At 72.5% G+C, this 21,075-nt stretch carries 21 protein-coding genes; 10 read left to right on the forward strand and 11 right to left on the reverse strand.

Annotated features, from left to right (window positions below):
• Positions 1-157 precede the first annotated feature (157 nt).
• Entirely contained in the window at positions 158-1,501 is a 1,344-nt protein-coding gene (locus tag E2B92_RS32620) for a streptophobe family protein (RefSeq protein ID WP_160159736.1), read from the forward strand.
• A gap of 246 nt (positions 1,502-1,747) precedes the next feature.
• A complete protein-coding gene (gene serB / locus E2B92_RS04980; RefSeq protein ID WP_126885537.1) occupies positions 1,748-2,953 on the forward strand; it encodes a phosphoserine phosphatase SerB in 1,206 nt (401 codons plus the stop codon).
• A gap of 88 nt (positions 2,954-3,041) precedes the next feature.
• Here the strand turns inward: serB and E2B92_RS04985 are convergent, their stop codons facing one another.
• The 4 genes from E2B92_RS04985 to E2B92_RS04995 form a co-directional block, all read right to left on the reverse strand.
• The gene (locus E2B92_RS04985) at positions 3,042-3,560 is read right to left on the reverse strand and encodes a SixA phosphatase family protein (RefSeq protein WP_126885536.1); all 519 of its coding nucleotides are present in this window, start codon (positions 3,558-3,560) and stop codon (positions 3,042-3,044) included.
• 59 nt (positions 3,561-3,619) lie between these two features.
• On the reverse strand, positions 3,620-3,826 hold the full coding sequence (locus tag E2B92_RS04990) for a hypothetical protein (protein WP_126885535.1): 207 nt from the start codon (positions 3,824-3,826) through the stop codon (positions 3,620-3,622).
• Positions 3,827-4,018: 192 nt separating this feature from the next.
• Complete coding sequence (locus E2B92_RS33755) at positions 4,019-4,138, reverse strand: SGM_5486 family transporter-associated protein (RefSeq protein ID WP_260604351.1); 120 nt, start codon at positions 4,136-4,138, stop codon at positions 4,019-4,021.
• A 17-nt stretch (positions 4,139-4,155) separates the two neighbouring features.
• Positions 4,156-5,439: a CynX/NimT family MFS transporter gene (locus E2B92_RS04995; RefSeq protein WP_126885534.1), complete on the reverse strand. Its 1,284-nt coding sequence runs from the start codon at positions 5,437-5,439 to the stop codon at positions 4,156-4,158.
• Between the two features lie 113 nt (positions 5,440-5,552).
• On the opposite strand from E2B92_RS04995, the gene E2B92_RS05000 reads away from it, so the two are divergent.
• Positions 5,553-6,242 (forward strand): FadR/GntR family transcriptional regulator, encoded by a 690-nt coding sequence (locus tag E2B92_RS05000; protein WP_126885533.1) that lies wholly within the window; start codon positions 5,553-5,555, stop codon positions 6,240-6,242.
• A 91-nt stretch (positions 6,243-6,333) separates the two neighbouring features.
• Here the strand turns inward: E2B92_RS05000 and E2B92_RS05005 are convergent, their stop codons facing one another.
• The 3 genes from E2B92_RS05005 to fabG form a co-directional block, all read right to left on the reverse strand.
• A complete protein-coding gene (locus tag E2B92_RS05005) occupies positions 6,334-6,651 on the reverse strand; it encodes a hypothetical protein (RefSeq protein WP_399431618.1) in 318 nt (105 codons plus the stop codon).
• A gap of 204 nt (positions 6,652-6,855) precedes the next feature.
• Positions 6,856-7,623, reverse strand: a complete 768-nt coding sequence (gene fabI / locus E2B92_RS05010; RefSeq protein WP_126885532.1) for an enoyl-ACP reductase FabI — start codon at positions 7,621-7,623, stop codon at positions 6,856-6,858.
• Between the two features lie 5 nt (positions 7,624-7,628).
• Positions 7,629-8,333, reverse strand: a complete 705-nt coding sequence (fabG, locus tag E2B92_RS05015) for a 3-oxoacyl-[acyl-carrier-protein] reductase (RefSeq protein WP_126885531.1) — start codon at positions 8,331-8,333, stop codon at positions 7,629-7,631.
• Between the two features lie 158 nt (positions 8,334-8,491).
• Between fabG and E2B92_RS05020 the strand changes: the two genes are divergently transcribed.
• The 3 genes from E2B92_RS05020 to tyrS all read left to right on the forward strand — a co-directional run bounded on the left by E2B92_RS05020 (position 8,492) and on the right by tyrS (position 12,800).
• Positions 8,492-10,054: a TldD/PmbA family protein gene (locus E2B92_RS05020; RefSeq protein ID WP_443070251.1), complete on the forward strand. Its 1,563-nt coding sequence runs from the start codon at positions 8,492-8,494 to the stop codon at positions 10,052-10,054.
• Positions 10,051-11,442, forward strand: a complete 1,392-nt coding sequence (locus E2B92_RS05025) for a metallopeptidase TldD-related protein (protein WP_126885529.1) — start codon at positions 10,051-10,053, stop codon at positions 11,440-11,442. Before E2B92_RS05020 ends, E2B92_RS05025 begins: the two co-directional genes overlap by 4 nt.
• A gap of 89 nt (positions 11,443-11,531) precedes the next feature.
• A complete protein-coding gene (gene tyrS, locus E2B92_RS05030; RefSeq protein ID WP_126885528.1) occupies positions 11,532-12,800 on the forward strand; it encodes a tyrosine--tRNA ligase in 1,269 nt (422 codons plus the stop codon).
• 73 nt (positions 12,801-12,873) lie between these two features.
• On the opposite strand, the gene E2B92_RS05035 is transcribed toward tyrS, so the two are convergent.
• Positions 12,874-13,149, reverse strand: a complete 276-nt coding sequence (locus E2B92_RS05035) for a GlsB/YeaQ/YmgE family stress response membrane protein (protein ID WP_126885527.1) — start codon at positions 13,147-13,149, stop codon at positions 12,874-12,876.
• Between the two features lie 214 nt (positions 13,150-13,363).
• Between E2B92_RS05035 and E2B92_RS34080 the strand changes: the two genes are divergently transcribed.
• Both E2B92_RS34080 and E2B92_RS05045 read left to right on the forward strand, forming a co-directional pair.
• Positions 13,364-13,870 carry a DUF3099 domain-containing protein gene (locus E2B92_RS34080; RefSeq protein WP_126885526.1) on the forward strand — a complete coding sequence of 169 codons (507 nt, stop codon included), beginning with the start codon at positions 13,364-13,366 and terminating at the stop codon, positions 13,868-13,870.
• A 190-nt stretch (positions 13,871-14,060) separates the two neighbouring features.
• Positions 14,061-14,294, forward strand: coding sequence for a hypothetical protein (locus E2B92_RS05045; RefSeq protein WP_126885525.1), 234 nt, complete (start codon positions 14,061-14,063; stop codon positions 14,292-14,294).
• Between the two features lie 67 nt (positions 14,295-14,361).
• Here E2B92_RS05045 and moaA read toward each other — a convergent pair whose 3' ends face one another.
• The 3 genes from moaA to E2B92_RS05060 form a co-directional block, all read right to left on the reverse strand.
• Positions 14,362-15,351, reverse strand: a complete 990-nt coding sequence (gene moaA / locus E2B92_RS05050; RefSeq protein ID WP_126885524.1) for a GTP 3',8-cyclase MoaA — start codon at positions 15,349-15,351, stop codon at positions 14,362-14,364.
• Positions 15,352-15,514: 163 nt separating this feature from the next.
• Positions 15,515-17,149, reverse strand: coding sequence for a solute symporter family protein (locus E2B92_RS05055; protein ID WP_126885523.1), 1,635 nt, complete (start codon positions 17,147-17,149; stop codon positions 15,515-15,517).
• The gene (locus E2B92_RS05060) at positions 17,146-17,511 is read right to left on the reverse strand and encodes a DUF485 domain-containing protein (RefSeq protein ID WP_126885522.1); all 366 of its coding nucleotides are present in this window, start codon (positions 17,509-17,511) and stop codon (positions 17,146-17,148) included. The genes E2B92_RS05055 and E2B92_RS05060 overlap by 4 nt, the downstream gene beginning before the upstream one ends.
• 349 nt (positions 17,512-17,860) lie before the next feature.
• Here E2B92_RS05060 and E2B92_RS05065 point away from each other — a divergent pair, with 349 nt between their 5' ends.
• Both E2B92_RS05065 and E2B92_RS05070 read left to right on the forward strand, forming a co-directional pair.
• Positions 17,861-19,396, forward strand: coding sequence for a S8 family peptidase (locus E2B92_RS05065; protein ID WP_126885521.1), 1,536 nt, complete (start codon positions 17,861-17,863; stop codon positions 19,394-19,396).
• A gap of 192 nt (positions 19,397-19,588) precedes the next feature.
• Positions 19,589-21,001 (forward strand): CoA transferase, encoded by a 1,413-nt coding sequence (locus E2B92_RS05070; RefSeq protein WP_126885520.1) that lies wholly within the window; start codon positions 19,589-19,591, stop codon positions 20,999-21,001.
• The last annotated feature ends 74 nt before the right edge of the window (positions 21,002-21,075 follow it).

Here is a 21,075-nt window from a genome sequence, read left to right on the forward strand (position 1 = left end):
GGGGGGGGGGGGGGGGGGGGGGGGGGGGAGGGGGGGGGGGGGGGGGGGGGGGGGGGGGGGGGGGGGGGGGGGGGGGGGGGGGGGGGCGGGGGCGGGGGGGGGGGGGGGGGGGGGGGCGTGGGGGGGGGGGCGGTCGGGGGAGGTCGGACTGGGGCCGTTGACGGCGGCCGTGGTGGCGCTCGGGGTGGGCGGTTCCGTGACGCCGTGGGGCGGTGTGTCCGTCGCGGGCGTGGAAGGCGCGGTGGCCGAGTCGGCCCTGGACGTCACGCCGCTGGGCGTGGGACTGACCGGGGCGCTGGTCCTGTCGTACGTCTTCCTGCGGTCGTTGCGGGCGGCGGCGGGACCGGCGTACGTGTCCGGTGGCGAACTCGCAACCCGGGCCGGGGTGTTGGCCGCGCTCTTCGTGGCGGCGGTCGGTGGGCTGGCGTGGCTGGGCCGGGACGTCATCACGGTCGGCGGGGGTTCGGTGCTGCCCGTGGAGGCGTCGGTCGGCTACCGGGTGGACGCGATCGACTCGCTGGCGGGTGCGCTGCTGTGGGTGGCGGGGGTGCTGGTGCTCGCCCTGTTCGCGTCGCCCCGTTCGCCGCTGCCGCCGGGGCGCGGCTGGGACGCGGTACGGCGGGTGGTACGACCCGGCGCCTCCGCACTGGTGACGGCCGCGGTGGTGGCCGTGGCCGCGGGGTGGGCGGCGGCGGGATGGGCGGCGGTCGGCGGCGGGCATCCGGGGCGGGTGGTGGGCGCCGCGCTGCTCGGCGCGCCGAACGGGGTGTGGCTGGGGGTCGGCCTCGGGCTCTTCGTCCCCTGGGAGGGGCGGGCGTCGGGTGGCCTGGCGGGGGTGCTGCCGGAGCCCCTGGTCGAGTTGCTGCGGGTGTCGTCCGGCGAGACGGTGACGGTCGCGCGGCTGGCCGGGGTGGAGCGGGGCGTGTGGCTCCTGGTGGTCGCCGCGGGGCTGCTGATGCTGGGGGCCGGGGTACTGAGCGCGGTGCGCACGGCACGGGGCGGGCTGGGCGCGGTGGCGTTCGCGGGGCGGTGCGCGGTGCGGCTGGGGGCGGTGGCGGCGGTGGGGCTGCCCCTGGCGGTGTGGTCGGTGGGCGGGTCGGCGGACGCGTCGCTCTCGGTGTGGGGGGCGGGGGTGGAGGGGGTCGGCGCGGTCGACGGGGTGGGCGCCGTGGACGGGAGCGTGGAGCTGCGGGGCGATGGGGCCATGGCGCTGCTGCTGGGCGCGGGGTGGGGCGTGGCGGCGGGCGCCGCCGGGGCTCTGCTGGCGCACGGGGCGGGCGTGGCGGGGCGCGGGGCGGGGGTGCCACCGGCGCCCCGGGCGGTGCCGCTGCCGTGGTGGGGCCCGGGGGCGCCGGGTGTCGCGGGGCCGTACCGCCCCTCGGTGCCGTACCGGCCGCCGAACCCGGATACGAACCCGTACCTCCGGCTGCCGGACCCGGGTACCCCGCCGGAGGGGTGGGGGGACGGGCGGCGGCCAGGGCAGGAGCCGCCGGGCGGGTGAGCCGGGCCGAGGGGGTGAGCCGGGAGCCGGCCCGGGCGGGTGAGCCGGGCCGGGCGGGTGCGGGCTGGCGGGTGCGGGCTGGCGGGTGAGCTGGCCCGGGCGAGCGCGGGGCGGGCGGCGTGCGGGTGAGCCGGGCCGGGCGGGTGCGGGGCGGGCGGTGTTCGGGCGGGTGCGCGGGGCGGTGCCTGTCCGCTGGGCGGGACGGGGCGCGACCCGGCGCGCCGGGGCCGATACGGTGGAGGGACCATGAGCGCATCGCAGACCTCTGACGTTCCCACCCTTCTCGTCAAGATCTTCGGGAAGGACCGCCCCGGGATCACCGCTGGGCTGTTCGACACCCTGGCCGCCTTCTCCGTCGACGTGGTCGACATCGAGCAAGTCGTCACCCGTGGCCGCATCGTCCTGTGCGCGCTCGTCACGGAGCCGACCGTGAGCACCGAGGGGGAGCTGCGCGCCACCGTGCACAGTTGGGCGGAGTCCCTGAAGCTCCAGGCGGAGATCATCTCCGGTACGGGTGACAACCGGCCGCGCGGCTCCGGGCGGTCGCACGTCACCGTGCTGGGGCACCCGCTGACGGCCGAGGACACGGCGGCCATAGCGGCCACCATCACCGGCGCGGGCGGCAACATCGACCGTATCTTCCGGCTGGCGAAGTACCCGGTGACGGCCGTGGAGTTCGCCGTGTCGGGCGTGGAGACGTCACCGCTGCGCACCGCGCTGGCCACCCAGGCCCACGCGATCGGTGTCGATGTGGCGGTGGTGTCGGCAGGGCTGCACCGCAGGGCGCAGCGGCTGGTCGTCATGGACGTGGACTCCACGCTCATCCAGGACGAGGTGATCGAGCTCTTCGCGGCCCACGCCGGGTGCGAGGACCAGGTCGCCGAGGTGACGGCGCGGGCGATGCGCGGCGAGCTGGACTTCGAGCAGTCCCTGCACGCGCGGGTGGCGCTGCTCGCCGGGCTGGACGAGTCGGTCGTGGACAAGGTGCGGGCGGAGGTCCGGCTGACGCCGGGCGCGCGGACGCTGATCCGTACGCTCAAGCGGCTCGGCTACCAGGTCGGTGTGGTGTCGGGCGGCTTCACCCAGGTCACGGACGACCTGAAGGTCCGTCTGGGGCTGGATTTCGCGTCGGCCAACACGCTGGAGATCGTGGACGGCAAGCTGACGGGACGGGTGACGGGCGAGATCGTCGACCGGGCGGGCAAGGCGCGGCTGCTGCGCCGGTTCGCCACCGAGGCCGGCGTACCGCTCGCCCAGACGGTGGCGATCGGCGACGGGGCCAACGACCTGGACATGCTGAACACCGCCGGGCTGGGCGTGGCCTTCAACGCCAAGCCGGTGGTGCGCGAGGCGGCCCACACCGCGGTGAACGTGCCGTTCCTGGACACGGTGCTGTACCTGCTGGGCATCACCCGCGAAGAGGTCGAGGCCGCGGACGCCCACGTGGACTAGTACGGGCGGTGGCCCTGGGGACGTACCCGCTGCGGGAAGGCCCGGACGCCCCTCGGCGTCCGGGCCTTCGCCCGTGTGCGCGCCAGGGTCACTCGTGGGGCGCCCAGTAGCTGAGCAGCTTGCCCACGCCGTGCTCCACGGACTTCCACGACCCGCCGAAGCCGACGACGGCGAAGGCGGAGGTCGGGAAGCCGCCCCGGTTCATACGGACGAGGGTGTCCCCCTCGGCCTGGCCGGCGAGTGCGTCGGCCACGGCGTGCATGCCGGGGTTGTGGCCGATGACCAGGAGGTCGTTCACATCCTCGGGTGTTTCGTTGAGCAGGGCGAGGATGTCGCCGAGTGAGGCTTCGTAGAGCCGCTCCTCGTACACGGTCTTGGGCCGCTGGGGCAGTTCCTGGACCGCCAGTTTCCAGGTCTCGCGGGTCCTGGCCGCGGTCGAGCACAGGGCCAGATCGAAGGTGATTCCGGTCTCGGCGAGGCGCCGGCCGGCCACGGGGGCGTCCTTGCGGCCTCGCTCGGCGAGCGGCCGCTCATGGTCGGACACCTGGGGCCAGTCGGCCTTCGCATGCCGGAGTAGCACGATCCTGCGGGGTGTATCGACGCTCATGGTCCCCAGCTTCGCATGAAACAGGCCAGGGAGCGGTGGGTGTTGACGAGCTCGCCCGCCTACCGGGCGAGCGTGTGCTGGATCTGCTGGAGGATCCGGCCGACCGCCGGGTCACCACCCGCCGCGTGCGCCTCGGCACCCCCGGTTATCAGGGCGAAGAGGACGGCGAAGGCGAGCGCGGGCAGGGCCACGCCCCACCACGGCAGCCGGGTGCCGGCGCCGCTGCTGGGGGCGTGCGTCCATCGCTGGTGCGTACGGGCCGACATGGCCGCCTCCGTGGGTGGGTCCGTGATGCCGTGGTCGAAGTGGCTTCCACGTTACGGATCATGGGCTGCTCAGCCCATCCGGTAAGCCACCCACGTGACCCTGAGCCTGGCCCCCTAGGGGATGGTGGGGCCAGCCCCACCATCCCCCGGGGGGCGCCAAGGGGCGGTGTCACGGCGTCCCGGGGCGGCGCCTCACGGTGAGGCGAGGGAGGCGATGATTCCGATGACCACGCCGATCGCCAGCATCGTGCCCAGCACGATGAGAAGCTTCTTCTGGCCGTTCTGGGGATTGGGGTCGAGCACAGGCTGCATGGGCCAAGTCTCGCACCTCAGGCTTCGTCCTCGATCGTCCGGTCCCGTCCGGCGATGACGCCCACGATCATCTGCGGCACCATCAGCCCCGCCATCAGCGTCAGGGGGGTCTCCCAGCCGCCGCTGTGCTCGTAGAGGGTGCCGACCAGGGTCGGTCCGGGGATGGAGATCAGGTAGCCGACGCTCTGTGCGAAGGCCGACAGGCGCACGACCCCGCCACTGGTGCGCGACCGCATGCCGATCATGGTGAGGGCGAGCGGGAAGGCGCAGTTGGAGACGCCGAGCAGCAGGGCCCAGGCCCACGCGCCGGCCGCGGGGGCGAGGTGGAGGCCCGCGTACCCGCTCAGTCCGCACAGGCCCAGGGCGACGACGATGGGGCCCTGGTTCTTCATCCGCGTGGCCAGCTTGGGGATGACGAAGGCGAGCGGAACGCCCATCACCATGGTCACGGCGAGCAGGACCCCGGCCGTGCCGGCGGAGACCCCGGCGTCGCGGAAGATCTGCGGCATCCAGCCCATGGTGATGTACGCGCCCGTGGCCTGGAGCCCGAAGAAGCAGCCGAGCGCCCAGGCCGTTCGGCTCCGGGTGATGCGGGGTGCCGGGGCGTCCTTCTCCTCGGCCGCCGGGGCGTGCGCGGTACCGCGGCCCCGGTCCCGTACCAGCGGCAGCCAGGCCGCGATGGCGAGGACGCCGAGGACCGCCCACACGGCCAGGCCGGTGCGCCAGTCGCCGCCGAGCGCGTCCGTGAGCGGGACGGTCGCGGCGGCGGCGAGGGAGGTGCCCAGGGCGAGGGCCATGGAGTACAGGCCCGTCATGGTGCCCACGCGGTCGGGGAAGTACCGCTTGACGATCACCGGCATGAGGACGTTGCTGACGGCTATGCCCATCAGGGCGAGCGCGCTGGCGGCCAGGAAGGCGGCCGTGCCGCCCGTGAAGGGCCGGATGACCAGGCCGGCGGTGATGGCCGCCATGCCGGCGAGCACGATGGTCCCGGGTCCGAAGCGGCGGGCGAGCCGGGGCGCGGTGATGCCGAAGATGGCGAAACACAGCGGCGGTACGGAGGTGAGGACGCCGGCGACTCCGCCGCTCATGTGGAGCCCTTCCCGTACCTCTTCCAGAAGGGCGCCGAGACTGGTGATGGCGGGGCGGAGGTTGAGCGCAGCGAGGACCAGCCCGACCATGAGCAGCCGGGTGAGCCAGACCGGGGCCTTCGAGCGTGACACGGCCCCGGAGGGGGTGGGCGACGGGGTGCGGGGTGCGAGGGTCTGGGTCTTGGTTCGGGTCTGCGGCTCGTCGGACATGGGGCCCATCATAGAATCATGGGATGATTGGGTGTCCAATCGTCCCCGTCCGAGCCTTGTCCTCGTACGAGCCCGTCCTGTCGAGCCCTCCGCCTAAGGAGCCAGGGAACACCATGGCGCTCAGCTCTCCCCGCCGGTCCGCGCTCTCCGACCAGGTGATCGCCGAGCTACGGAACCAGATCACCTCGGGCGAGTGGCCGGTCGGCTCCCGCATCCCCACCGAACCGGAGCTGGTCGAGCAGCTCGGCGTGGCCCGCAACACGGTCCGCGAGGCGGTCCGGGCGCTCGCGCACAACGGCCTGCTGGACATCCGCCAGGGCTCGGGCACGTACGTCATCGCCACCAGCGAGCTGGCCGGGGTGATGCACCGGCGGTTCGCCTCCGCCGACCCCCGCCACATCGCCGAGCTGCGCTCCACCCTGGAGTCGTCGGCCGCAAGGCTGGCCGCCGAGCGCCGTACGGAGCGGGACCTCAGGCAACTGGACGCCCTGCTGGCCAGGCGCGAGGAGGCGTGGGCGGCGGGCGACGCGGAGCGGTTCGTCGCGGCGGACGCGACGTTCCACCTGGCGGTGGTCGCCGCCTCGCACAACGACGTCATGTCCGAGCTCTATGCGGACCTGGGGCATCTGCTGCGGGACTGGCTGCGCGACGACGTGGGCCAGGAGCTGCGGCCGGAGAACCACATGGACCACGGCCGGCTGGTGGAGGCGATCCGGTCCGGCGACGCGGACGCGGCGGCCGCCGAGGCGGCCGGCTACCCGTTCGTCTGCCTCAGCGGCGACCGGGCAAGGGCCGGCGACTGACCCCGGCCTCCTCAGCGGCGACCCGGCAGCGACCGGCGGCTGACCCGGGTCTCTCAGCGGCGACCGGGGGCCGACGACTGACCCGGGCCTCTCAGCGGCGACCCGGCAGGGGCCGGTGGGTGATCCAGGCGCCGCCGACCTCTTTCCAGCACCGCTGGGTCAGCTCGGCGTAGGCCGTGGGCCCCACGTCGACGGGCGCGCTGTCGGAGTCGATGTCCCACCACCGGGCGCACTCGACGTGCAGTTGGACGCGGTCCGTGCCCGGATAGGGGTTGTGACAGTACGCGGTGACGCGGGAGCCCTCGACCGCCGTACGGCACGAGGCGAGGTACGCGTCCCGCTCGGCGGCGTACGCCTGGGCACTGAGGGCGAGCCCCGACAGCAGGGCCGCGGTGGCGGTCAGGGCCACCGCCCGACGGTGTTGTGCTCGGCGCTGGGGACGCACAGCCACACCTCCTCCCCGGAGACGGACGCGAATATCCGTTCTGCACCAGTCTGCCGCGAGATCGGTGACTCTTCGACTCGGAGCGCTGCGCACCGTACACGCGTTCGCACACACGAAAGCCGCGCACCGCTCCCCCGGAGCGGTGCGCGGCCTCGCGGGCCGGGGGGGTCAGGCGCCCATGATGTGCACGCCGCCGTCGACGTGGACGATCTCGCCGGTCGTCTTCGGGAAGAAGTCCGACAGCAGCGCGACGACGCCGCGGCCGGCCGGCTCCGGGTCGGCCATGTCCCACTGGAGCGGGGAGCGCTCGTCCCACACCTTCGCCAGCTCGGTGAAGCCCGGGATGGACTTGGCGGCCATGGAGCCGATCGGGCCCGCCGAGATCAGGTTGCAGCGCACGTTCTGCTTGCCGAGGTCACGGGCCAGATAGCGGCTGGTGGCCTCCAGGGCGGCCTTGGCCGGGCCCATCCAGTCGTACTGCGGCCAGGCGAACTGCGCGTCGAAGGTCAGACCGACGACCGAGCCGCCGTTCTGCATCAGCGGCAGGCAGGCCATGGTCAGCGACTTCAGCGAGAACGCCGAGACGTGCATCGCGGTGGCGACCGACTCGAACGGCGTGTTGAGGAAGTTGCCGCCCAGCGCGTCCTGCGGGGCGAAACCGATGGAGTGGACGACGCCGTCAAGGCCGCCGAGCTCCTCGCGCACCACGTCCTCGACGCGGGCCAGGTGCTCGTCGTTGGTGACGTCCAGCTCGATGACCTTGGCCGGCTTGGGGAGCTTCTTGGCGATGCGCTCGGTCAGCGTGGGCCGGGGGAAGGCCGTCAGGATGACCTCGGCGCCCTGCTCCTGGGCCACCTTGGCGGTGTGGAAGGCGATGGAGGACTCCATCAGCACTCCGGTGATCAGGACGCGCTTGCCCTCGAGAATTCCGCTCATGTGACTCAGTGACCCATGCCCAATCCGCCGTCAACGGGGATGACGGCTCCGGTGATGTACGAGGCGTCGTCGGACGCCAGGAAGCGGACCGCGGCGGCGATCTCGTCGGGCTGCGCGTAGCGGCCGAGCGGCACCTGCGACACGATGTTCGCGCGCTGCTCGTCGGTCAGCACCTTGGTCATGTCGGTGTCGACGAAGCCGGGTGCGACGACGTTGAAGGTGATGTTGCGCGAGCCCAGCTCGCGGGCGAGGGAGCGGGCGAAGCCGACCAGTCCGGCCTTGGAGGCGGCGTAGTTCGCCTGCCCCGCGGAGCCCAGCAGGCCGACCACGGAGGAGATCAGCACGACACGGCCCTTCTTGGCGCGCAGCATGCCGCGGTTGGCACGCTTGACGACCCGGAAGGTGCCGGTGAGGTTGGTGTCGAGGACGGAGGTGAAGTCCTCCTCGGACATGCGCATCAGGAGCTGGTCCTTGGTGACGCCGGCGTTGGCCACCAGCACCTCCACCGGACCGTGCTTCTCCTCGATCTCCTTGTAGGCCTGCTCCACCTGCTCGGCGTCGGTGATGTCGCACCGGACGGCCAGGAACCCCTCCGGGGGTTCGCCGGAGCGGTACGTGATCGCGACCTTGTCGCCTGCGTCGGCGAAAGCGCGGGCGATGGCGAGGCCGATGCCCCGGTTACCTCCGGTGACGAGAACCGAGCGGCTCAACGGATCACCCTTTCCATAGCGGTGTGGTACCTCGGAAACCTATCGGTCCGGCCCCCGCTACGGAGAATCGACCCCTGACAGTGGCGTACGGGTGTCACTGTCGGGTCCCTACAGAAAGCCCCCCGGAAAGCACTGGGCACGAGGCCGTGCGGCGCGACATGATCGGGGCGACCGGTCTCATACGACAGGAGACATTCGTGCCTCATTCCATCGACGAAGCCTTCACGGCGCTGCCGCTGCGGGCGCTCGCCGACGCGGCGCTCGCGCGGGCCAGGGCGCTCGGCGCCGAGCACGCCGACTTCCGTTTCGAGCGGGTGCGCAGCGCCTCGTGGCGGCTGCGGGACGCCAAGCCCGCCGGATCGTCGGACACCACCGACCTCGGGTACGCGGTGCGCGTGGTGCACGGCGGGGCGTGGGGGTTCGCCTCCGGGGTCGACCTGTCCATGGACGCGGCCGCCAAGGTGGCCTCGCAGGCGGTGGCCATGGCGAAGCTGTCCGCGAAGGTGCTCGCGTCGGCGGGCTCCGACGAGCGGGTGGAGCTGGCCGACGAGCCGGTGCACGCGGACCGGACGTGGGTGTCGTCGTACGAGATCGACCCCTTCGCCGTGCCGGACGCGGAGAAGAGCGGGCTGCTGGCGGAGTGGAGCGCGCGGCTGCTGCGCGCGGACGGGGTGGCGCACGTGGACGCCACCCTGCTGACCGTCCACGAGAACAAGTTCTACGCGGACACCGCCGGGACGGTCACCACGCAGCAGCGCGTGCGGCTGCATCCGCAGCTCACGGCGGTCGCGGTGGACGGGTCGACGGGTGAGTTCGACTCGATGCGGACGATCGCGCCGCCGGTCGGGCGCGGCTGGGAGTACCTGACCGGGACCGGCTGGGACTGGGACGCGGAGCTGGAGCGGATTCCCGAGCTGCTCGCCGAGAAGATGCGCGCCCCGAGCGTGGAGGCGGGGACCTACGACCTGGTCGTCGACCCGTCGAACCTGTGGCTGACGATCCACGAGTCGATCGGGCACGCCACGGAGCTGGACCGGGCGCTGGGGTACGAGGCGGCGTACGCGGGGACGTCGTTCGCCACCTTCGACCAGCTCGGCAAGCTGGTGTACGGCTCTCCGATCATGAACGTGACGGGTGACCGGACCGCCGAGCACGGGCTGGCCACGATCGGGTACGACGACGAGGGTGTCGAGGCGCAGAGCTGGGATCTGGTCAAGGACGGCACGCTCGTCGGCTACCAGCTCGACCGGCGGATCGCGAAGCTGACGGGCCTGGGCCGGTCCAACGGCTGTGCGTACGCCGACTCGCCGGGTCACGTGCCGGTGCAGCGCATGGCGAACGTGTCGTTGCAGCCGGAGCCGGGCGGGCTGTCGACCGAGGACCTGATCGGCGGCGTGGAGCGCGGGATCTACGTGGTCGGCGACCGTTCGTGGTCGATCGACATGCAGCGGTACAACTTCCAGTTCACCGGTCAGCGGTTCTTCCGGATCGAGAACGGGCGGCTGGCCGGTCAGCTCCGGGACGTCGCGTACCAGGCGACGACGACGGACTTCTGGGGCTCCATGGAGAAGGTCGGCGGCCCGCAGACGTACGTCCTGGGCGGGGCCTTCAACTGCGGCAAGGCCCAGCCGGGCCAGGTCGCGGCGGTCTCGCACGGCTGCCCCTCGGCCCTGTTCCGGGGCGTGAACATCCTTAACACCGCGCAGGAGGGTGGCCGATGAGCCCCGTAGCGAAGCCGTACGAGATCGTCGAGCGGGCGCTGGAGCTGTCCCGCGCGGACGGGTGTGTCGTCATCGCGGACGAGCACTCCTCCGCCAACCTGCGCTGGGCCGGGAACGCGCTGACCACCAACGGTGTCACGCGCGGCCGGACCCTCACCGTGATCGCCACCGTCGACGGGGCGGAGGGCACCGCGTCCGGTGTGGTGTCCCGCTCGGCGGTCACCGCCGAGGAGCTGGAGCCGCTGGTACGGGCGGCCGAGGCCGCCGCGCGGGGCGCCGGGCCGGCCGAGGACGCCCAGCCGCTGGTGACCGGCGGGGAGGCGTCGCCCGACTTCCGGGACGCGCCCGCCGAGACCTCGTCGGCGGTGTTCGCGGACTTCGCGCCCGCGCTGGGCGAGGCGTTCGGCCGGGCCCGGGCCGGCGGCCGGGAGCTGTACGGCTTCGCCAACCACGAGCTGACGTCCACCTACCTGGGTACGTCCACGGGGCTGAGGCTGCGGCACGACCAGCCGGCCGGGACGCTGGAGCTCAACGCCAAGTCGCCGGACCGGACGCGCTCGGCGTGGGCCGGCCGCTCGACGCGGGACTTCAAGGACGTCGACCCGACCGTGCTGGACGCCGAGCTGGCGCAGCGCCTGGGCTGGGCCGAGCGGCGGATCGAGCTGCCCGCCGGGCGGTACGAGACGCTGCTGCCGCCCACCGCCGTGGCGGACCTGCTGATCTACCAGCTCTGGTCGTCGGCCGCCCGGGACGCGGCGGAGGGGCGCACCGTCTTCTCCAAGCCGGGCGGCGGCACCCGCATCGGCGAGACGCTCTCCCCGCTGCCGCTGACGCTGCGCAGCGACCCGAACGAGCCCGGCCTGGAGTCGGCGCCGTTCGTGATCGCCCACGCGTCGGGCGACGACTCGTCCGTGTTCGACAACGGGCTGCCGCTGGCGCCGACCGACTGGGTGCGGCAGGGCCGGCTGGAGCGCCTGATCACCACGCGGCACAGCGCCGGTCTCACCGGTCTGCCCGTGACCCCGGGGATCGGCAACCTGGTCCTGGACGGCGGTGGCGAGCGGTCGCTGGAGGACATGGTCGCGGCCACGGAGCGCGGGCTGCTGCTGACCTGTCTGTGGTACATCCGCGAGGTCGACCCGGCGACGCTGCTGCTGACCGGGCTGACCAGGGACGGCGTGTACCTGGTGGAGAACGGCGAGGTCGTCGGCGAGGTGAACAACTTCCGGTTCAACGAGTCGCCGGTGGACCTGCTGTCCCGGGCGACGGAGGCGGGCCGGACGGAGCGGACGCTGCCGCGCGAGTGGAGCGACTACTTCACCCGGGCCGCGATGCCGCCGCTGCGGGTGCCGGACTTCAACATGAGTTCGGTCAGCCAGGGCGTGTGACCCCCATAGACTGGCGTGCACACCGTTGGTCCGCATCGCCGCACCGTTGCACCAACGCTCACTGGAATCGTTCAAGGAGACACGACACCGTGACGGACATCGTCGACGAGCTGAAGTGGCGCGGGCTGTTCGCCCAGTCCACCGACGAGGACGCTCTGCGCAAGGCTCTCGCGGACGGTCCGGTCACGTTCTATTGCGGCTTCGACCCGACCGCGGCGAGTCTGCACGTCGGGCACCTGGTGCAGGTGCTCACCGTCCGCCGGCTCCAGCAGGCCGGGCACCGGCCGCTGGCGCTGGTGGGCGGGGCGACGGGCCAGATCGGTGACCCGCGCCCGACGGCGGAGCGCACCCTGAACGATCCGGAGACCGTCGCCCAGTGGGTGACGCGGCTGCGCTCGCAGATCGAGCCGTTCCTGTCCTTCGAGGGCGAGAACGCCGCGGTCATGGTCAACAACCTGGACTGGACCGCGGGCATGACCGCGATCGAGTTCCTGCGGGACATCGGCAAGCACTTCCGTGTCAACAAGATGCTCACCAAGGACTCGGTCGCCCGGCGGCTGGAGTCGCAGGAGGGCATCAGCTACACGGAGTTCAGCTACCAGCTCCTCCAGGGCATGGACTTCCTGGAGCTGTACCGGCGCTACGGCTGTGTGCTCCAGCAGGGCGGCAGCGACCAGTGGGGCAACCTCACGGCGGGCCTGGACCTGATCCACCGGCTGGAGCCGCACGCCCAGGTGCACGCGCTGGCGACCCCGCTGATGACCAAGTCGGACGGCACCAAGTTCGGCAAGACCGAGGGCGGGGCCGTCTGGCTGGACCCGGAGATGACCACGCCGTACGCGTTCTACCAGTTCTGGCTGAACGTGGACGACCGGGACATCTCGACCTACATGCGCATCCTCAGCTTCAAGAGCCGTGAGGAGCTGGAGGAGCTGGAGAAGGTCACCGAGGAGCGTCCGCAGGCCCGTACCGCGCAGCGCGCGCTCGCGGAGGAGCTGACGACGCTGGTGCACGGCGCCGAGCAGTGCGCCGCGGTGATCGCCGCCTCGAAGGCGCTGTTCGGCCAGGGCGAGCTGGCGGAGCTGGACGCCTCGACGCTGGCCGCGGCGCTCGCGGAGCTGCCGCACGCCCGGGTCGCCGAGCCGGGCCCGGTGGCGGACCTCTTCGCGGAGGTCGGTCTGGCGCCGAGCAAGTCGGCGGCGCGGCGCACGATCAAGGAGGGTGGCGCGTACGTGAACAACGTCAAGGTCACCGCCGAGGACTCCGTGGTGTCGGCGGACGAGCTGCTGCACGGGCGCTGGCTGGTGCTGCGGCGCGGCAAGAAGAACCTGGCGGCGATCGAGGTCGTCGCGGGCTGACGCGGCTTCCCGTCTCGGCCGAGGCGGCGCCCGGGGTGCGTGGAGCACCCGGGGCGCCGCCTCTCGTCGTGGGTCAGGCGCGGCGTTTGCTGCCGCGCGTCGACATGTAGAGCATGTCGCCGAGGCCCACGATGACGACCGCCGCCACGACCTGGAGGGCGTGCCTGCCCCAGTCGATGCCCGGGGTGGCCTCGATGCCGAACGCCCTGGCGAGGGCGTTGCCGGCGATGCCGCCGATGATGCCGAGGATGGTGACCAGCCACAGCGGGCTGTGCTGCTTTCCCGGCAGGATCGCCTTGGCCAGCAGACCCAGTACGAATCCGACGATAATCGCCCACAACCAGCCCATGGCTGCCTCCTCGGTACGGAACCACGTGAGCACTCCCGACAAGTCTCGGCCCACCTGGCGTACGGCGCATGTCGGACGGCTCCGTACGTGGGAGGGCCGGGGGTGTCCGCCCTGGTGAGGGGTGACCCGGTCTCGTCCCCGGCTGAGGGCGGGCGTACCGTGGAAGCAAGCCGGTCCGGGAGCGACCGGCGCGGACGTCGGGTGGTGGAACGTGATGCGGAAGCACGGGAGCGACGAGGTCTTCCGGATCACCGGTGCCCGCCAGGGCCTGGCGGACGACGTGCGTGGCCGGCAGCGGCGCTACGTCATCTCCATGTCGGTGCGTACGCTCGCGGTGATCGCGGCCGCCTCCCTCTGGAACGTCGAGCGGCACGTGGCGATCGTGGCTTTGGTGCTGGGCGCGGTGCTGCCGTACGTCGCGGTGGTCATCGCCAACGCGGGCCGGGAGACGGCTCCTCCGCCGCCGCAGAGCTTCGTGCCGGCCCCCGTGGTCGAGCGCCCTGTGCTGACGCCGGGCAGTACGGCGGACGCCGGACCGGTGGCGGAGGAGGCCGCGGGAGCCGCCTCGGGGCGCGCCTCGGAACGGGCTGCCGGACCGGCGGCGGAAGAGGCCGCGGGACAGGCCGCCGGGGCGGACGCGGAGCCCGCCGCGGAATCCGTACCGGAGGATCGCCGGCAGGACGGGACGCCGCGCCGGGAACGCGAGTACGAGCAGAGCTGAGCCGTCACCGGTCTGCAAAGCTCAAGAAAAGCTCAGATCAATCATGTGGTTTCAGTGCACTCGACCCCGGTCCCCGTGACATACTTCGTAGGCGCTCCGCATCCCCCGTCGGAGCGACGGACCGACGCCGGGCAGCTCCCCCCGTGGCTGCCCGGCGTCGCCTTTGTTCGGGCCTTTGTTTGGACGTGTTGTGAGCGACGAGACCACCACCCCGATCTGTTCCGCCAAGGGCTGCCGTACCGCGGCGGTGTGGGTGCTGGCGTGGAACAACCCGAAGCTGCACACCCCTGAGCGGCGCAAGACCTGGCTGGCGTGTGACGAGCACCGCGAGCACCTGTCCCAGTTCCTGGGCGTGCGGGGGTTCCTGAAGGACGTGGTCACGCTCGCCGAGTGGGAGTCGCGTCCGGCCCCGTCCGGTCAGTGACCGCCCCACGTCGAGTCGGCGATCGGGCCGCGACCGGTCAGTGACCGGACGGGCCGGGGGCGGCCGTTCAGCCGCCTATCGCCGACATCGGGCGCTCGGGCTGGAGGAAGCTCGGGTCGTCCAGTCCGGAGCCCGCCTTCTTCCCCCACATGGCGAGCCGCCATATGCGGGCGATCTCCTCGTCCGGCGCGTCCGAGCGCAGCGCGGCCCTCAGGTCCGTCTCCTCCTGGGCGAACAGGCAGGTGCGCACCTGGCCGTCGGCCGTGAGCCTGGTGCGGTCGCAGGCCCGGCAGAAGGGCCGGGTGACGGAGGCGATGACGCCCACCCGGTGCGGCCCGCCGTCGACGATCCAGCGCTCGGCGGGCGCCGAGCCACGGGCCTCGTCGGGCTCCGGGTCGAGCGTGAAGCGCGTACGCAGCGACTCCAGGATGTCCCCGGCGGTGATCATGCCGTCGCGCTTCCAGCCGTGCTGGGCGTCGAGCGGCATCTGCTCGATGAAGCGCAGCTCGTAGTCGTTCTCCACGGCCCAGGCGAGCAGGTCGGGCGCCTCGTCGTCGTTGAGCCCCGGCATGAGGACGGAATTGACCTTGACCGGGGTGAGCCCGGCGTCCCGGGCGGCCTGAAGGCCCTCCAGGACGTCCTTGTGGCGGTCGCGGCGGGTCAGGGTCTTGAAGACGTCGGGGCGCAGGGTGTCGAGGGAGACGTTGACCCGGTCCAGACCGGCGGCCTTCAGGGCGCTCGCGGTGCGCCTGAGCCCGATGCCGTTGGTGGTCAGGGACATCTTGGGGCGGGGCTCGAGGGCGGCGCAGCGCTCGACGATCCCCACCAGGCCGGGGCGCAGGAGCGGCTCGCCGCCGGTGAAGCGGACCTCGGTGATGCCGAGCTCGGTGACGGCGATGTCCACCAGGCGGACGATCTCGTCGTCCGTGAGCAGATCGGGCTTGGCGAGCCACTGCAGGCCTTCTTCGGGCATGCAGTACGTGCACCGCAGATTGCACCGGTCGGTGAGCGAGACGCGCAGGTCAGTGGCCACGCGGCCGTAGGTGTCGATCAGCACTGTGGGCGCCTCCCCCGGTTACCAGGTTCCGTATATCAAGGAGCCTACGTGACCCCACCGACAACAACACGGGCCATTGTCCACAGCAGCGGAGCGGCCGCGTCGTAGGGATCTACGACGATCCCCACGGCGCGGCCGCGTGCGGTGGCACAGGGTGTGCGGGTCAGTGCGCTCCGACACCGGTGAGGGACTTGACCTCCAGCTCCGCGTACTTGCCCTTGTCCGGCTCCTCCTTGGACAGCAGGGAGCCGAGCCAGCCGAGCAGGAAGCCGAGCGGGATGGAGATCAGGCCGGGGTTCTCCAGCGGGAACCAGGCGAAGTCGGCGTCGGGGAACATCGAGCTGGGCTTGCCGGAGACGACCGGCGAGAACAGCACGAGCGCCACGGACGCGGTGAGACCGCCGTAGATGGACCACAGGGCGCCCTGGGTGGTGAAGCGCTTCCAGAACAGGCTGTAGAGGATGGTCGGCAGGTTGGCGGAGGCCGCCACCGCGAAGGCCAGGGCGACCAGGCCGGCGACGTTGAGGTCGCGGGCCAGCGCGCCGAGGGCGATGGAGACGATGCCGATGAGGACGGTCGCCCAGCGGGCGGCGCGCACCTCCTCCTTCTCCGTGGCCTTCCCCTTGCGGATGACGTTTGCGTAGATGTCGTGCGCGAAGGACGACGACGAGGCGAGGGTGAGGCCCGCGACGACGGCGAGGATGGTGGCGAAGGCCACGGCGGAGATCACCGCGAGCAGGATCGCGCCGCCCGTGGAGCCGCCACCGCCGCCGATCTCCAGGGCGGCCAGCGGGGCCGCCGTGTTGCCCGCCTTGTTGGAGGCGATGATGTCGCCGGGCTTGAGCAGGGCGGCGGCGCCGAAGCCGAGCACGATGGTCATCAGGTAGAAGGCGCCGATGATGCCGATGGCCCAGTTGACCGACTTACGGGCGGCCTTCGCCGTGGGCACCGTGTAGAAGCGGATCAGGATGTGCGGCAGTCCCGCCGTGCCGAGCACCAGCGCGATGCCGAGCGAGATGAAGTCCAGCTTCGAGGTCCCGGTGGCGCCGTACTTGAGGCCCGGCTCGAGGAAGGCCGATCCCTTGCCGCTGTTGGCGGCGGCGGTTCCGAGCAGGTCGGACAGGTTGAAGCCGAACTTCAGCAGGATCAGGAAGGTGATGAGCAGGGTGCCCGCGATGAGCAGGACGGCCTTGACCATCTGCACCCAGGTGGTGCCCTTCATGCCGCCGATGGTCACGTACACGATCATCAGGATGCCGACGAGGGCGACGATCGCGATCTTGCCGCCGTCGGAGGTGATGCCGAGCAGCAGCGAGACGAGGACGCCCGCGCCCGCCATCTGGGCGAGCAGGTAGAAGATCGAGACGACGATGGTGGAGGTGCCCGCGGCGGTACGGACGGGGCGCTGGCGCATCCGGTAGGCGAGGACGTCGCCCATGGTGTACCGGCCGGAGTTGCGCAGCGGCTCGGCGACCAGGAGCAGGGCGACCAGCCAGGCGACCAGGAAGCCGATGGAGTAGAGGAACCCGTCGTACCCGAACAGGGCGATGGCGCCCGCGATGCCGAGGAACGACGCGGCGGACATGTAGTCGCCGGAGATGGCGAGGCCGTTCTGGAAGCCGGTGAACTGGCGGCCGCCCGCGTAGAAGTCGGAGGCGTTCTTGGTCTGGCGGCCGGCCCAGACGGTGATGAAGAGCGTCGCGACGACGAACGCCGCGAACAGGGTGATGATCAGCGGCCGGTGCTCCGAGGCGTCGGACGCGGCCGCCAGCAGGACGGTGCCGGTCGTGGTGCTCATGCGTCGGCCTCCATACGGGACTTGATGGCATCGGCCCTGGGATCGAGCTTCTCGGCGGCGTGCCGGGAGTAGAACCAGGCGATGAGGAAGGTGGTCAGGAACTGGCCGAGGCCGAGGACCAGTGCCACGTTGATGTTGCCGAACACCTTGGTCCCCATGAAGCCGCCCGCGTAGTTGGACAGCAGCACGTACAGCAGGTACCAGGCGATGAAGGCGATGGTCAGGGGGAAGGCGAAGGAGCGGTACGTGCGGCGCAGTTCGCCGAATTCCGCACTCTCCTGCACCTCGACGAACGACTCCGTCGTGGGCTGGGCGGGACTGCTGTCCGTACCGCCCTCGGGCGGCGGTGCATCGGTAACCACGGAAACTCCTCGCGACGCGGGTGCGCTGGGCATGGACAAGAACCTCATGGTCGGGGGGCGGTCACTGGCGTGTGCTCCTCCCCTGACAACGGCACGGAAGCCATGGCGACGCGGTTCACCTGGGGCGTCTTTCTCTCGTCCGGCTCCCGTCCGGCCCTCTCGCGGCTCTTGACCGGCTCCCTTACGGCTCTCCACCCGCTCCCGTCCGGCGCTCTTCCGCTCTTCCTTTCTCCCGATCTCCTCCCAAGCCATTGATGGGCCGGGATGATCGGCGATAGCTTCGCTCGTCATGTACCCGCCCACACGCACCCGGTGTGCGGGCGGACGTCACGGATGATGTGGAGAACCCATGGCTCATCTGGGATCCGGACGCGGCCGCATACTCGCGCTGCCGGCCGGTCTGGCGCTCACGGCCTCGCTCGGTCTGCTGCCGGTCGGCGCGGCCTCGGCGGCCCCGATGGACGAGGCGCCGGCCGCGGCCGTCGCCACGAACGGTCCGAAGCTGTCGTACGTCGTGAATGTGACGGGTGGTCACTCCACCCGTGCGGCGGTGAAGAAGGCGATATCCGAGGCGGGCGGCACGGTGGTGTTCGCCTATGACCAGATCGGCGTCATCGTCGTCCACTCGCAGAACCCGGACTTCGCCAGGACCATCCGGCAGGTACGGGGGGTGAAGTCGGCGGGCGCCACGCGGACCGCGCCGCTCGCCGCCCAGCGCACCACCGACATCGGTGCCGAGCAGCCGCTGACCGCCCAGGAGGCGCGGGCGGCCGCGAGCCGGGCGTCCACGGACCAGGACCCGTTCGAGCCCCTCCAGTGGGACCTGCCGGCCATCAAGGCCGACAAGGCGCACGAGAAGACCCTGGGCAGCAAGAAGGTCACCGTCGCCGTCCTGGACACGGGCGTGGACGACACCCACCCGGACCTCGCGCCCAACTTCGACCGCGCGGCCTCCGCGAACTGCGTGACCGGCGCGCCCGACACCGCCGAGGGATCCTGGCGGCCCGGCCCCGGCGAGAGCGACCACGGCACGCACGTGGCCGGCACGATCGCCGCCGCGAAGAACGGCGTCGGCGTCACGGGTGTCGCCCCGGGCGTGAAGGTCTCCGGCATCAAGGTGTCCAACCCCGACGGGTTCTTCTACACCGAGTCCGTCGTCTGCGGCTTCGTCTGGGCCGCCGAGCACGGCGTCGAGGTCACCAACAACAGCTACTACGTCGACCCGTGGCTGTACACGTGCAAGAACGACCTCGACCAGGGCGCCCTGGTGGAGGCGTTGCAGCGCGCCACGCGGTACGCCGAGCGCAAGGGCGCGGTGAACGTCGCCGCGGCCGGCAACGCCCGTACGGACCTGGCGGCGGACGAGATCGTGGACACCACGAGCCCGAACGACACCACCCCGGTGGAGCGGGTCGTCGACCCGGAGATGTGCCCGGACGTGCCGGCGATGCTGGACGGTGTGGTCACGGTCTCCGCGACCGGTGCCAAGAGCCTGAAGGCGTCGTACTCGAACTACGGCCTGGGGGTCGTGGACATCACCGCCCCGGGCGGCGACTCGACGGCGTACCAGCCGCCGGAGGCGCCCGCCACCAGCGGGCTGATCCTGTCGACGCTGCCGGGCGGCAAGTACGGCTACAAGGGCGGTACGTCGATGGCGTCGCCGCACGTGGCCGGTGTGGCCGCGCTGATCAAGTCGACGCGCCCGCACGCCTCGGCCGCCGAGGTGAAGGCGCTGCTGTACAAGCAGGCCGACGACCTGGCGTGCACGAACCCGTACGACATCAACGGCGACGGCAAGGTCGACGGCGTGTGCGAGGGCGGCGACCGCTACAACGGCTTCTACGGCAGGGGCATGACCGACGCGCTGGACGCGGTACGGAGGTGACCGTGCGCCGGTGGACCGGGCGCCGGTGACCGTTGCGGGTCAGTGGTGGACGGTCACCGGGCGGTGGTCACGGGTTGTCCGTGCGGTCCTCGGGCCCCGGGCGCGGTGTGGGGTGCCGCGCGCGGGGCCTTGCCGTGTGCGGGGTCCCGCGGTGTGGTTCCCTTGAGTGGCACTGAGTGCCATAGTGCGGGGATGGACACGGAGCTTCCTGCCGGAATCGGCCACGCATGGACGGCACTGGGTGCCGAATCGCACCTTCTGGAGCGGGTCTCGTCGGGAGGTCCGCCGGACGGCCTGCCCGCGCGGTCGGCCGTGCTGGGGCTGGCCCGGGCGACCGTCGCGGTGTGCTCGCTGGCGGCCGCCGAGCTCACCGCCGTGCGCACCGGGGGGCCGGTGCCGCGTGTCCGGCTGGACGACGGGGCGGTGGCCACCGCGTTCCTCAGCGACCGGCTGGTCAGGGTGGACGGCCGGGCGGCGACGACGTTCGCGCCGCTGTCGCGGTTCTGGCGGGCGGCCGACGGGTGGGTCCGCACGCATGCCAACTACCCGCACCACCGGTCCCGGCTGCTGGCCGCGCTGGGGCTGCCGGACGGCGCGGAGGCGGACGCGGTCGCCGACGCGGTCGCGGGGCGCCGCGCCGTCGACGTGGAGGACACCGTGTACGCGGCGGGGGGCCTCGCCGTGGCGGTGCGCGACACGGCGGAGTGGGCCGCCCACGAGCAGGGCGCCCAGGTCGCCCGGCAGCCGCTGCTGACCCTGGAGCGGATCGGGGAGGCGGGGCCCACGGGCGCGTGGAGCCGGATGTCCGGTGCGCCCCTGCTGCCGTGTGCCGGGGTGCGGGTGCTGGACCTGACGCGTGTGCTGGCCGGGCCGGTGGCCACGCGGACGCTGGCGCTGCTGGGCGCGGACGTCCTGCGGATCGACGCGCCGCACCTGCCGGAGAGTCAGGAGGCCCACAACGACACCGGGATGGGCAAGCGGTCCACGACCCTGGACCTCGGGCGCGGTGCGGACCGCCGGGTGTTCGAGGACCTGCTCGCGGATGCGGACGTGGTGGTGACCGGTTACCGGCCCGGCGCGCTGGACCGGTTCGGGCTCTCCCCCGAGGCGCTGACCGAGCGCCGCCCCGGCCTGGTCGTCGCCCAGCTTTCGGCGTGGGGCCGGTACGGGCCGTGGCACGAGCGGCGCGGCTTCGACAGCCTGGTCCAGGCGGCGACGGGCATCGCCCTGCTGGAGGGCTCCGGCGGCGAGCCGGGCGCACTGCCCGCGCAGGCCCTGGACCACGGCACCGGGTACCTGCTGGCCGCCGCCGTGCTGCGGGCGCTGTCCGAGCGGCACGGCGCCCGTGCCGGCGGGACGTGGCTCGCGCGGCTCGCCCTGACGCAGACCGCGCACTGGCTGGTGCACGGCCTCACCACAGGGCCCGTGCCCGGGCGGGTTCCGGAGCGGGCGCACGCCCCGGAGCACCGGCTGGTCGAGACGGACAGCCCCATGGGCCGGCTGCGGCACGCCCTGCCCCCGGTCGCGTACGACGGGGGGCCGGCGAACTGGACGCGCCCGCCGGGCCGGTGGGGCACCGACCCCGCCCGGTGGCTCACGGCCTGACCCCGCACCGCGGCCGGGGGCCCGTGCGCGCCTCGTCGTCCCGCCCGCCCCGGCCGCCCCAACTGCCGTGCGGG

Origin of the sequence: Streptomyces sp. WAC05374 (assembly GCF_004353505.1) — a bacterium.
Lineage (GTDB): Bacteria > Actinomycetota > Actinomycetes > Streptomycetales > Streptomycetaceae > Streptomyces.